The sequence below is a fragment of the Gilliamella sp. Lep-s35 genome (assembly GCF_009795845.1).
Classification (GTDB): Bacteria; Pseudomonadota; Gammaproteobacteria; order Enterobacterales; family Orbaceae; genus Gilliamella.
This window is the reverse complement of the sequence record NZ_WTEX01000013.1, coordinates 42,483-54,371: the sequence shown is the minus strand read 5'-3', so window position 1 is coordinate 54,371 and position 11,889 is coordinate 42,483. Positions and strand designations below refer to the sequence as shown.

At 34.3% G+C, this 11,889-nt stretch carries 11 protein-coding genes; 2 read left to right on the top strand and 9 right to left on the bottom strand.

Annotated features, from left to right (window positions below):
* Window positions 1–582: 582 nt before the first annotated feature.
* The 4 genes from GQ590_RS07395 to ilvI form a co-directional block, all read right to left on the bottom strand.
* Complete coding sequence (locus GQ590_RS07395; RefSeq protein WP_160407890.1) at window positions 583–1,050, bottom strand: hypothetical protein; 468 nt, start codon at window positions 1,048–1,050, stop codon at window positions 583–585.
* A gap of 2 nt (window positions 1,051–1,052) precedes the next feature.
* Window positions 1,053–2,279, bottom strand: coding sequence for an IgaA/UmoB family intracellular growth attenuator (locus GQ590_RS07390; protein ID WP_160407888.1), 1,227 nt, complete (start codon window positions 2,277–2,279; stop codon window positions 1,053–1,055).
* Window positions 2,280–2,471: 192 nt separating this feature from the next.
* A complete protein-coding gene (gene ilvN / locus GQ590_RS07385; RefSeq protein WP_065561163.1) occupies window positions 2,472–2,966 on the bottom strand; it encodes an acetolactate synthase small subunit in 495 nt (164 codons plus the stop codon).
* Window positions 2,966–4,684 (bottom strand): acetolactate synthase 3 large subunit, encoded by a 1,719-nt coding sequence (gene ilvI / locus GQ590_RS07380; RefSeq protein ID WP_160407886.1) that lies wholly within the window; start codon window positions 4,682–4,684, stop codon window positions 2,966–2,968. The genes ilvN and ilvI overlap by 1 nt, the downstream gene beginning before the upstream one ends.
* Before the next feature lie 280 nt (window positions 4,685–4,964).
* Here ilvI and ygfZ point away from each other — a divergent pair, with 280 nt between their 5' ends.
* Window positions 4,965–5,840 carry a tRNA-modifying protein YgfZ gene (ygfZ, locus tag GQ590_RS07375; RefSeq protein WP_160407884.1) on the top strand — a complete coding sequence of 292 codons (876 nt, stop codon included), beginning with the start codon at window positions 4,965–4,967 and terminating at the stop codon, window positions 5,838–5,840.
* 81 nt (window positions 5,841–5,921) lie between these two features.
* Here the strand turns inward: ygfZ and GQ590_RS07370 are convergent, their stop codons facing one another.
* The 5 genes from GQ590_RS07370 to ppdD all read right to left on the bottom strand — a co-directional run bounded on the left by GQ590_RS07370 (window position 5,922) and on the right by ppdD (window position 10,815).
* A complete protein-coding gene (locus GQ590_RS07370; protein ID WP_160407882.1) occupies window positions 5,922–7,094 on the bottom strand; it encodes a M20 aminoacylase family protein in 1,173 nt (390 codons plus the stop codon).
* Between the two features lie 177 nt (window positions 7,095–7,271).
* A complete protein-coding gene (locus tag GQ590_RS07365; protein WP_160407879.1) occupies window positions 7,272–8,063 on the bottom strand; it encodes an A24 family peptidase in 792 nt (263 codons plus the stop codon).
* On the bottom strand, window positions 8,063–9,238 hold the full coding sequence (gene hofC / locus GQ590_RS07360; protein ID WP_160407877.1) for a protein transport protein HofC: 1,176 nt from the start codon (window positions 9,236–9,238) through the stop codon (window positions 8,063–8,065). The genes GQ590_RS07365 and hofC overlap by 1 nt, the downstream gene beginning before the upstream one ends.
* Window positions 9,235–10,344: an ATPase, T2SS/T4P/T4SS family gene (locus GQ590_RS07355; protein WP_160407875.1), complete on the bottom strand. Its 1,110-nt coding sequence runs from the start codon at window positions 10,342–10,344 to the stop codon at window positions 9,235–9,237. Before GQ590_RS07355 ends, hofC begins: the two co-directional genes overlap by 4 nt.
* 39 nt (window positions 10,345–10,383) lie before the next feature.
* On the bottom strand, window positions 10,384–10,815 hold the full coding sequence (ppdD, locus tag GQ590_RS07350) for a prepilin peptidase-dependent pilin (protein ID WP_160407873.1): 432 nt from the start codon (window positions 10,813–10,815) through the stop codon (window positions 10,384–10,386).
* A gap of 197 nt (window positions 10,816–11,012) precedes the next feature.
* Here ppdD and ampD point away from each other — a divergent pair, with 197 nt between their 5' ends.
* Window positions 11,013–11,864 carry a 1,6-anhydro-N-acetylmuramyl-L-alanine amidase AmpD gene (gene ampD, locus GQ590_RS07345; RefSeq protein WP_160407871.1) on the top strand — a complete coding sequence of 284 codons (852 nt, stop codon included), beginning with the start codon at window positions 11,013–11,015 and terminating at the stop codon, window positions 11,862–11,864.
* Window positions 11,865–11,889: the final 25 nt, after the last annotated feature.

The window sequence follows — 11,889 nt, the reverse complement described above, 5'->3', positions numbered from 1 at the left end:
CCTTATTTTATCGTTGTTATTATTTCTATTTTTTTATATTTAAAAATGTATAAATTAAATGCAATTACGTTTAATTTCTACATCACAATAGGTTATATCATAATTAGATTATTCTATTTTTATAAAATTTAATGATTTCTGTTTGTCGTCGACGATTTGCAATTAATTTATAACACATTATTATGCCATTAAAAAATGAGGTTAAGGCGGTAACAATAAAAATAACCAAACTTATTAAAACTGGCGATGTTAATGAAAATAGATCATTTAAATTCATACTGTAACAATAATTTGCATCAACCTTTAAACCTGATATTGTATTGTTATCTTGATAATAAATGTCTTTAACCAATCCAACAACATTGATTGTTCCTGCTTTGGCCAATAGAACATCATAATAATGATTTAACTTTAATTCTAATAATGAATCTTGTTGAAGATTTCCATTATTTACACGATCTAGGGTGCTTATGTCTTTGTAGCTATAATTAAATAAATCAATTTTTAGGCTCGATTTTTGATGCTGATAATTTGAAACTTTACTCTTTATTTTTACTAATATATCTTTCTTTAATGTTGAAATTAAGCTATCAAGCCTAGATATAGATTGCTATCAACCACCTCATCATAAGTTGGATACTTTTCAGCATTTTTAACTATTTCTTGCCAATTAGAACTATTATAAAATATAGATAATTCTTTTCTAACGTTATGACAATCCAATTCAAAAACGTTGCAAGCTTTATCTAAAGTAGTAACAATTTTTCCTATATTTTTTAGTTTTGTATAAAGGCTTTTGATATTCATGCTATAGATTGATGCTCGCCTATCATATTGTTTATACATTTCATTCAATCTGTCTTGATATTGCTGTACTCTCATAACATCACGATCAATATGAGTATCAATAAAATTATTATCAAACAAGCTTTTCATTTGATCCGCCATTGATGCTACGTGATTATTTTCAATAGGTTGATTGTTGATAAATAATGTATGGCATCCTTTTTCATTGCTCTTTTCATTGACATCACATGATACGCCACTCATTTTTATGTTAACCAAATCACCTTTTTAATTGGGCTATTTTTTAAGGTTGATTCATCTTCTAGATTCCAAGATGTTATACTTTCATTAACAGTCCGATAAGCCAATAACGCATTATCAATAATACTTGCTTGAAAATAGACAACAATAGATAAAACAATGCCTGTAATAAAGAGGATTAAATTGCATTTAACAAATTTGGGTGGCCCAAATCGTTCAATTTCGTTGTTAATTGAAAGCGTGTTTTGATAACAAATTAAGTTTTTATCATCTACTGTTACCTCCATGTTAGCTGGAATGGACGATTTATCAGGAAGGAACGGCAACCAATAATGTGGAACGTTTAAAATATAATTTTTACCAACAGTCACTTTTTTGGTATTAGTTTGTTTAGCGCTAATTAAGCCTTTAATACATTTTACTTTGTGTAAATCGTATTTAGACTTTGGCTGATACCAATAAAATAGAATAAAAAGAATAAAACTAAAAATGACTAAAACAAGAATGGCAGAATTAGTCAAATGCCAATACATCAGGAAAGATACTGTCATTGATACCAAAAAAAACGCTGATAATATGCCATTCGTTTTTTTGTTTTTATTTTTTGATTCTAATGGTGTTTCTTCTCGCTCTAACAATTGAACATTGTTAATTTTGTTATCAGTTTCTGATTTTATTTTCGCTGCTTTGCCACTACTTAGCTCATCATCTTCTAAAGTTTCAAGATCAAAAGATTGTTCGTATAGCCAAGGTTCATCGAGCTCTGAGTATATGACCCCATTTTGAGACTCTGCAGCAGTTTTTATATCATAACCATTGATTTTAACAACAAATGCATATCTTTGGGTAAAAACAACTTCAACCTCGTTAAAATCTGAAATATGATGATACATATTATAAGGAAAAAAGAGTTCAATGCCGCCAATCTCATAATAAAATGATGTTTCTTCAGAATTTGTGTATAAACTATGTCGTACACAATCCCCTACTAACTCTGATACTTCTAAATCAATTAGAGAAGATTGATATTTATAAGGAAACACCAACCATTTATTATCCAAATAAGGTTTTAGAAGCTGAAATTCGTCTTCAGTTAATTTTCTTATTGAAATGCGTTCATTAACAATATCATTTAAATTTTGTTTATTTTGATGTCTTTCTGACCTATAGCTAATCCAAGAAAATAAAGCAAGTCCTATCAAAAAAACTTTAAATAACCAATAAAACTCCATCCCTATATTTTCCTTATATTATTACTAGTAATAAATAAAGTTAACAATATAATTTTTCTTTTATATTTTTATATTTTTATATTTTTTTATTATTGTATCTTTGGCAAAATTAAGGCGCATAATGCGCCTCGCCTTGATTAAATAAGTTATCTATAAATATGTTAATTATAAATAGGTTAATTATAAATATAGTTATTTAACTGTTTTTTCACTACGCGATAAACCAATAATGCCAGAGCGAACAATTTCAACAATGTTGCAAGTTTCACGTATCGAGGCTAAAAATGAGTCTAGTTTTTCGCTAGTACCCGATAATTGTACGATGTAATGTGTTGCTGTTACATCTACAATTGATCCTCTAAAAATATCAGCGCAACGTTTAACTTCATCACGAGCATCAGATCCTTTTGCAGCAACTTTAACGAGCATAATTTCGCGCTCAACATGAGGTCCTTCGGTTAAATCATGCACGCGGTAAACATTAACTAGCTTATGTAGCTGTTTTTGGATCTGTTCAAGGACGTGTTCGTCACCACTAGTCTGTATTGTCATACGGTGCATGGTAGGATCTTCAGTCTGCGCAGTGGTGATAGTTTCGATATTAAAACCACGTTGCGAAAACAAGCCGATAATTCGTGACAATGCGCCCGGTTCGTTTTCGGTTAAAATTGATAAGATATAACGCATTAAGTTCTCTCCGTTTTGCTAAGCCACATTTCGTTCATTGCACCACCACGAACTTGCATTGGGTAAACATGTTCAGTAGCATCGGTCATAACATCAACAAAAACTAAGCGGTTTTTAATGGCTAATGCTTGTTTGAGTTTTGGTTCTAGTTCTTCACGTTTAGTAATTACCATTCCAACATGGCCATAGGCTTCGGCAATCTTGGCAAAATCGGGGAGTGATTCCATATAAGAGCTAGAATGCCTGCCTGCATAAATCATATCTTGCCATTGCTTAACCATACCTAAAAAACGATTATTTAAATTTAAAACAAGCACAGGTAGGCCATATTGCAATGCGGTTGATAACTCTTGAATATTCATTTGAATACTACCATCGCCCGTTACACAAACTACGGTCTTTTTTGGGAATGCCAATTTAACTCCAAGCGCTGCTGGCAATCCAAATCCCATTGTGCCAAGCCCTCCGGAGGTAATAAAGTGACGTGGCTTATCAAATGGGTAATAAAGCGCTGTAAACATTTGGTGCTGGCCAACATCGGTTGCTACAAATGCATCGCCTTTCGTTAATTTATACAATACTTCAACCGCTTCTTGAGGTTTGATGCTTTCACCTTCATGGCTATACGCTAAACAGTGACGAGCTCGCCAATGTTCAATTTGCTTCCACCAATCAACTAATGCATCTAAATCACGCTCTACATTTAGCTCATCAATTTGAGATAGCATTGTTTCAACCACCATTTTAGCATCACCCACAACAGGGATACTTGCCATAATGGTTTTTGATATTGAGGTTGGGTCGATATCAATATGAATAATTTTGGCTTTTGGGCAATATTTTTTAACATTATTTGTTGTTCTATCATCAAACCTTGCCCCTATAGCCAAAATAACATCAGCATTATGCATTGCAACATTGGCTTCATAAACACCATGCATACCAACCATGCCAAGGTAATGTTTGTCAGTGCCAGGAAAGGCACTAATTCCCATTAGTGTTGACGTTACTGGCAAATTTAATTTTTCAGCAAATTTTTTAATTACATCACTGGCATTTGCCGCAATCACCCCACCACCGATACACAAAACAGGCTTTTTAGCTGTTAATAAAGTGGTTAACGCTTTTTTAATTTGCCCTTTATGCCCCTGTATGGTTGGGTTGTAAGAGCGCATAGTCACTGATTTTGGATAATGGTAATTATATTTGTTGGCAGGATTAACAATGTCTTTAGGTAAATCAATAACGACAGGGCCAGGCCGACCAGTTGAGGCAATATAAAACGCTTTTTTGATGGTTTCAGGTATGTCTTTGCTGTCTTTGACTAAAAAACTGTGTTTTACAATTGGACGTGAAATACCAACCATATCACACTCTTGAAATGCATCATTGCCAATTAAATTGCTAGCAACCTGCCCAGATAATATTATTAACGGTACCGAATCCATATAAGCGGTTGCAATACCTGTAATAGTGTTAGTTGCACCTGGACCTGATGTAACTAAAACCACGCCCACATCGCCCGTTGCTCTTGCATAACCATCGGCCATATGTACCGCAGCTTGTTCATGGCGAACTAAAATATGTTCAATTCCACCTAGTGTATGAATTGCATCATAAATATCAAGAACACTACCACCGGGATAACCAAATATCTGTTTTACTCCTTGGTCAATCAAAGATTGAATAACCATTTCTGCACCTGACAGCTTCATCATGGTTGTTGCCTCCAATGTTATTGATTTATTATATAGTGAGTCATTTTGCATCAACTTGCAATAAAAATCAATAAAGTCAATGAGCTAAAGGCATTATAAATAAAATTGAATATCGATAATATCAATTTTTATATATCATCAATCCCCCATAAAACTAACAATTTTATTCAAAGATTGCAGATTGGTTTGTTGTTATTTTTTTATTTTTTATATACACTCAGAACCTAAGTATTTCTAGTCATAATAGTACTAGAATTCTTCATTACCAAAAGGTACAAATATGAGCAATATTTCTTCTAAACCAATCTCACTTGCAGACTGGCAGTTGGTTAAAGTTTCTGGCAAGGATAATCGAACTTTTCTGCAGGGACAAATAACTAACGATATTAACCGACTTTCTGAACATTCTACACTTTATGCAGCTCATTGCGACAATAAAGGAAAAATGTGGAGTACTTTATTGTTATTTCAACGAGGTAACGATATTTACTACATTGAACGCAAAAGCGTTGTAAAAAAACAGGTTGCTGAACTTGCCAAATATGCTGTTTTTTCTAAAGTATCTATCGAACCTGCCCAAGATTTAAATATGATTGGATTGGTTGGCGATGCCATTTCTACTGAAATCAAAGCAAAACTAAACGATAGAAGCTGTTTAACTGAAAATAATATCACCTACATCAAGTTATCTTTACCTGAAATACGCGTCATTATGATAACGCCAGAACCGATTCCAAATGATTTAAATCCATGTAGCGACTGGTTAAAGCTTGATTTATTGGCGGGTTATCCAGTTATTGATGATAGCAATATGGCCATTTTATTACCACAAGCTTGTAACCTACAATTATATGATGCTATCAGCTTTGATAAAGGTTGCTATTGTGGACAGGAAATGGTCGCTAGAGCGCAGTTTCGTGGTGCAAATACGCGTGGTATGTATCTCATTAAAGGTACTAGCGACGTTTTGCCGAAAGTAGGAGACACCATTGAATACAAACTTGCTAGTGGTTGGCGAGAGGGAGGCTTAGTCTTAGCTACAACAAAACTAGATGACAAAGATGGAATTTGTGTCCAAGTAGTACTAAGTAATGGAATTGATTTAAATACCGTATTTAGAATCTACGGTAATGACAATAGCCGATTGATGTTTTAATCTATTATTCAGCTAAAACTGGGGGAATAAATTAATATTTATCCCACCAGTTTTATATATCTACCGTTTTCAGCTAGTTGCTTAATTAGTTAATTTTTGGTTAGCTAGTTCTTGGTTAACAATTTCAACAAAATAACTTACACCTGTTGCTAACACTTCATCATTGAAATTAAAGGCAGGATTATGTAAGTTAGCTCCTTTCCCTGTCCCTAACCAAACATATACTCCTGGTATTTTTTGCAGCATAAAAGCAAAATCTTCAGATCCCATTGAAGGAAGCGGATCAATAACTAAGTTTTCTTGCCCAACAACTTTGTTAGCAGCGGCAATTGCAATATCAGCTTGTTTTGCGTAATTAATCGTTGCTGGGTAACGACGTTGATAATCCACATCTGCTTTTGCATCAAAGGCTGTTGCAATACCAGTTGCAATTTGTTTAATTCGTTGTTCAGCCATATCTTGTACTTGAGCGCTAAATGTTCTAACTGTACCACGAATCACCGCTTTTTGAGGTAGCACATTCCAAGTATCACCACTATGAATTTGTGTTACGCTAACTACCAACGAACTTAAAGGATCAGCATTACGGCTCACAATGCTTTGCAAACTATTCACAATTTGTGTGGCAGTTAAAATTGTATCTTTACCTAGATGAGGAGCAGCAGCATGAGCACCAACACCCGTTATTTTGATCTCAAATACATCATACGATGCCATCATTGGACCATGATTAATATAAAAGTGATTTAACTTCATATTAGGTTGGTTATGAATGCCATATACGGCTTCAATTGGGAATTGCTCAAATAATCCATTTTCAACCATCACTCGTGCGCCACCTTCATTTTCCTCGGCAGGTTGAAAAATAACAACAACCGTTCCTACAAAATTACGATGTTCGCTTAAATACTTAGCTGTGCCAAGTAACATAGCTGTATGTCCATCATGTCCACATGCGTGCATTTTGCCACGAACCGTTGAGCAATAATCAATGTTGTTTTCTTCGATAATATCTAATGCATCAATATCTGCTCGTAGCGCAATCCACCGCCCTTCTTGCTGACCTTTGATAATGCCAACAACTCCCGTTGGGGCAAAATGGGTATAGAGCTCAGTAATCCCAAAAGACTGGAGTTTTTCAACAATAAATTGTGTCGTGTTAACTTCTTCGAAAGCGGTTTCAGGATGAGCATGAATATGGTGCCGCCACGCTATCATTTCATTTTTTAGTTCATTAATATTATTTGATATCATAAGTTATTCCTTAATTAGTCACTCATTACAACGGACAATCTGATTTAATTAACACTATAACGTGATTTCTATTTTTATGAAAAGAACTATTTTCACTATGAATATCAATTTTAGTTATATATTGTGAATATAAAAAAATAACAACGTTATATAATGCTTTTAATACATTATTAATTATCACCAAAAACTCAAACTTGAACACAAACATTCCTGAAAACTTTGGCAAAAATAAGCAATTATGTATCCAGAAATTAATAAAAACGGACCAAATGGGATACCTTTTAACGTATTTTTATTAAGTATATAATGCAAAAAAAGAGAATATAAAATCCCCAGTAATGAAGCAAAAAACAACAATAGAGGTAGACAATTATAAGGCAACCAAGCGCCAAGAGCGGCAAGCAATTTGATATCACCGCCCCCTAATCCCTGCTTTTTAGATATTAAATGAAATAAAGTAGCAGGTATTTTTAATAATAGATATCCCAAAAAAACACCTACTAAAGCATCGGTTAAGGTGATATTAGCCATGTCAAAATAAGCTAGCATTATACCCGTCCACATTAACGGTTGGGTAAACAAATCCGGTAATAAAAAGTATTTAAAGTCGATTAAAGCTAACAGTAAAAAATAACAACCAAGTAGCATTAAAATAACACTTTGATAACCCAAACCGTAATCAAAATAGGTAATAGCAAATAAAGCCGAGATTAATAATTCAACAATAAGATAATGCCATGAAATTTTAGTTTTACAGTAATAACAACGCCCTTTTAATATCAGCCAAGAAACAATGGGAATTAATTGCCAAGCATTAAGTCGATGATGACAGTGCGAGCAAACAGATCGATTAATGCAAATACGGTATAAATATTGGCATGGCGTAATTGTTGGCAAATAGCGACAATAAGCAACATAAACAAAGCTACCGACACAAAGCCCTAAACAGATAATGATAAATGCTAACATTAGTGAATCACTTCGCCCATTTGAAATATCGGTAAATACATAGCTACAATTAAACTACCAATAATCAACGCCAATACTAGCATTAATAATGGCTCAAACGCTTGCGATAAATTATCGGTTAGGGTTTGATTTTGTTCTTGATAATAGTTAGCTAACTTATCAAGCATTAAATCTAACGTACCTGACTCTTCGCCTACATGAATAAGCTGGGCACATAAGCTAGGAAAATATAATTGCTGATGCAATACATGGCTAAATGAGTGTCCTTGCTCAATACTATCTATAATTTTCGAAAGGCTATCACGATAAAGGCAATAATAAGTGGTATTCGCCGCTGCAGCTAAACCCGCTAATAATGGTATGCCTGCTTTTTGGGTGATCGCAATGGTTTGAAAAATTTGCGTTAAGCAGCTAGTTTGAATCACTCGACCAATAAAAGGGATTTTGATTATTATTTTTTCGATTTTATGGCGATAGCGTACTTTTAAATAGCGCTGATAACAAAAATAGCTAATAAAAAAAATTACACACCAAATTAACCAGCTTTGTTGCAAATAATTAGAAAAATCAATCACACCTTGTGTAAAAGCAGGCAACTCGGCATCGAAATCTTGATAAATATCGGAAAATTTTGGCAAAACAAACAACAACATCACCAAACTTACAATTATCGCAACCAATAATAAAAACATTGGGTAACGCATTGCCTTTTTCAAACTTTTTTGTAGTTTGATTGATTTTTCAAGCAATAACGCTAATTGCTCAAAACTTTCATCAAGCTGTCCTGTCAGTTCGCCTGTTGCTATAATTTCGCAATACAGGGCAGAAAATACCGAAGAGTGTTGCCGTAATACTTGGGATAAAAATTCGCCTTTAGCTATTTGTTGCTTAATATCAAGCAACAAATATTGCCAGTGAGGTTTAGTTTGCTCTTGGGCAAGTAATTGCAATGTATCAATAATAGATAATCCAGCTTTTAACATCGTCGCTAATTGTTTAGTAATCATCAGCAAATCAGTACGATTAAAGCTATGTGCGGTAATAATATTACCTGCTTTAATCTTAATGGCGATTTTACCTTGTAACAATAAATGCCGTTTAGCAGCCTGTGATGATTCAGCGATAATTTTGTGTTGATTAAAATCAACATCATACCAATAATAGAGCCGTTTCATACTGTATCACCCAAAACTCGATTTAATTCAGCTAATGTTGTTATTCCCTGCTTCACTAATTTTTGTCCAGCCATTTTTAGCGAAGTCATATTTGAAGGTAAAATAGTTTGATTGATTAATATTTGCTGTTGAATGTCGGAACTGATGACTAAAAATTCATATAACCCAATCCTTCCTTTATAACCACCAATACAATTTGGGCATCCCGAAGCTAAATAATGGGGTTGGTATTGATTGTCTAACTTAACCAAATCACTGGCCACAACTTTACAGTGTGGGCACAATTTTCGAACTAACCGCTGAGCAATAATTAATTTTAAACTTGATGACAATAGATAATTTTCTATTCCCATTTGCTTTAATCGTGTTATTGCCTCGACACTTGAATTAGTATGCAATGTAGATAACACTAAATGCCCTGTTTGTGCAGCTTGAATGGCAATTTCGGCAGTTTCACGATCGCGAATCTCGCCAATCATCATCACATCAGGATCTTGCCGCAATAAGGCACGCAATACAATAGCAAATGTTAAGCCAGCTTTAAGATTAATCGCAGTTTGGTTAATGCCCTCTAGGGGGATTTCAATGGGATCTTCAACGCTACAAATATTACGTTCGGTTTTATTTAACCGCTTTAATCCACTATATAACGTCACCGTTTTACCGCTACCTGTTGGACCTGTAACTAAAATCAATCCTTGTGGGTAGTCTAAAATTTGTTTGAATGTTAACAGATCTGCATCCGTTAACCCTAAATCATTAATGGTTAATTCAGATTCATGGTTATCCATTACTCTTAAAACAATTTTTTCGCCATTCATTACAGGCAAAGTGGCAATACGCATGGTATAACGATCAATAATGAGTTGACCATCTTGCGGTAATCGATGTTCAGCTATATTTAGTTGAGACATGATTTTTAATCTTGCTGTTATCTGTTTAGCTAATGCAAGGGGCGGTGATAGCATATCGTGCAAAACACCATCAATACGCATACGAATACGATAACTATGTTGATAAGGCTCAAAATGAATATCCGAAGCACGCTTATCTAATGCTTCAAGCAGTAATTTATCAATACTTTCAATTAGCTGTTCTTCTTGCATAATGGTGCTTCCTTATCAGTTAATTTTTAAACACAAACATTAAAATTTAAAAATATCTTCACAAGCACTGGTTAAACTGGCATCAACAGGTGATGTGGTGCAAACTCGGCTCCAATCTAAATTGCCATGAGTGGCGTTAACTGTGGGGGTTAGTGTCGTTGTTAACCCTGTTAAAGCACTGGTTCCGACCAAGGTGATAATACCGTTATTGACTGTAATTGAAGTTACATAATTCGACGTTCGACTTGCTGGCACACCATTATTACCATTGCTACAGTTAGTTAAACCGCCTTGTTCAACAGCACAAATTTCAACAGCAGTTTTATATGATGTCATTATTTGTAACATATCAGTCAGTGCGGCTTTTTTTACGTATCCTTGATAGGCTGGTACACCGATAGCGGTTAAAATAGCAATGACAACAATGGCTATCATCAGTTCAAATAATGTAAACCCCGATTGATTAGACATAAGCACCTCAATTTTTCAGTCAGTTATTTAATAGAACATTCTTTATAGCAAGACAAAAAAATGAAATAATAACGAAATAGCTAGGTTGGAATGCAAAATCCATTATGCACTTGATTGTTACGTTGTATGTCTAATTTTCGTGAAACAGATCGCAAAACAAATCCATACATCGGTTTATTAGATAAGTTGGAGTCAATATGTCCCTAAAAATTATTAATGGTTGGTTACAAGGTGTAAAACAGGTTGTTTCGCCTTTTTATAATGAACGTCCAACAAATAAACCGATATCGTTACTTGTCATCCATAATATCAGCTTGCCACCCAATCAATATGGCGGTCCTTATGTTGAACAGTTATTTACCGGTAAGCTCGATCCTAAGCAAGATCCATATTTTGAATCGATTTATCAACTTGAAGTGTCAAGTCATCTATTTATTCGACGAGATGGTGAAATAATTCAATTTGTTCCATTTGATAAACGGGCATGGCACGCAGGAAAGTCAGTATTTGAAGGAAAAGAAAACTGTAACGATTTTTCAATTGGTATTGAAATGGAAGGATGTGATAGCGACAATTTTACCGAACAACAATATCAACAATTAGCAAACATCACATTATTATTACAACAGACTTATGCTATCAAAGATATCGCAGGTCATAGCGATATTGCCCCCGATCGCAAAACCGATCCTGGGCCTTGTTTTGATTGGCAGTATTATCAAAATTTGCTTGCACAAAAATCACAAGCAGACATGCTACTTAAGCAACTTGAAAAAATTATTATAGAATTGCAAAAAATCGACCTATGGCAAACCACACCGCCAAATCCTGATGCTTTTTTAAGCCAAGAGCCCTTTGCTATCGATACCATGCAAGCGCACGAATGGTTGCAGTGGATTTTTATTCCGCGAATACAAGCAATGATTGATGCCAAAGCAAATTTACCTAAATTTGCTCTGCATCCCTATTTTGAGGAAGCACTAAAAGAGCAAGAACAAGATGTTAATCATCTGCTCAATCTTATTAAACAACTTGATGATTTATCGTAATTAACAAAACAAAATGTACCGCATT

Coding starts and splice junctions, on each gene's coding strand:
- ilvI (WP_160407886.1), bottom strand. CDS start 4,684: ATGATGAAGCTGTCAGGTGCAGAAATGGTTATTCAATCTTTGATTGAC.
- GQ590_RS07395 (WP_160407890.1), bottom strand. CDS start 1,050: ATGAGTGGCGTATCATGTGATGTCAATGAAAAGAGCAATGAAAAAGGA.
- ilvN (WP_065561163.1), bottom strand. CDS start 2,966: ATGCGTTATATCTTATCAATTTTAACCGAAAACGAACCGGGCGCATTG.
- GQ590_RS07355 (WP_160407875.1), bottom strand. CDS start 10,344: ATGCAAGAAGAACAGCTAATTGAAAGTATTGATAAATTACTGCTTGAA.
- GQ590_RS07390 (WP_160407888.1), bottom strand. CDS start 2,279: ATGGAGTTTTATTGGTTATTTAAAGTTTTTTTGATAGGACTTGCTTTA.
- ampD (WP_160407871.1), top strand. CDS start 11,013: ATGTCCCTAAAAATTATTAATGGTTGGTTACAAGGTGTAAAACAGGTT.
- hofC (WP_160407877.1), bottom strand. CDS start 9,238: ATGAAACGGCTCTATTATTGGTATGATGTTGATTTTAATCAACACAAA.
- GQ590_RS07370 (WP_160407882.1), bottom strand. CDS start 7,094: ATGATATCAAATAATATTAATGAACTAAAAAATGAAATGATAGCGTGG.
- GQ590_RS07365 (WP_160407879.1), bottom strand. CDS start 8,063: ATGTTAGCATTTATCATTATCTGTTTAGGGCTTTGTGTCGGTAGCTTT.
- ppdD (WP_160407873.1), bottom strand. CDS start 10,815: ATGTCTAATCAATCGGGGTTTACATTATTTGAACTGATGATAGCCATT.
- ygfZ (WP_160407884.1), top strand. CDS start 4,965: ATGAGCAATATTTCTTCTAAACCAATCTCACTTGCAGACTGGCAGTTG.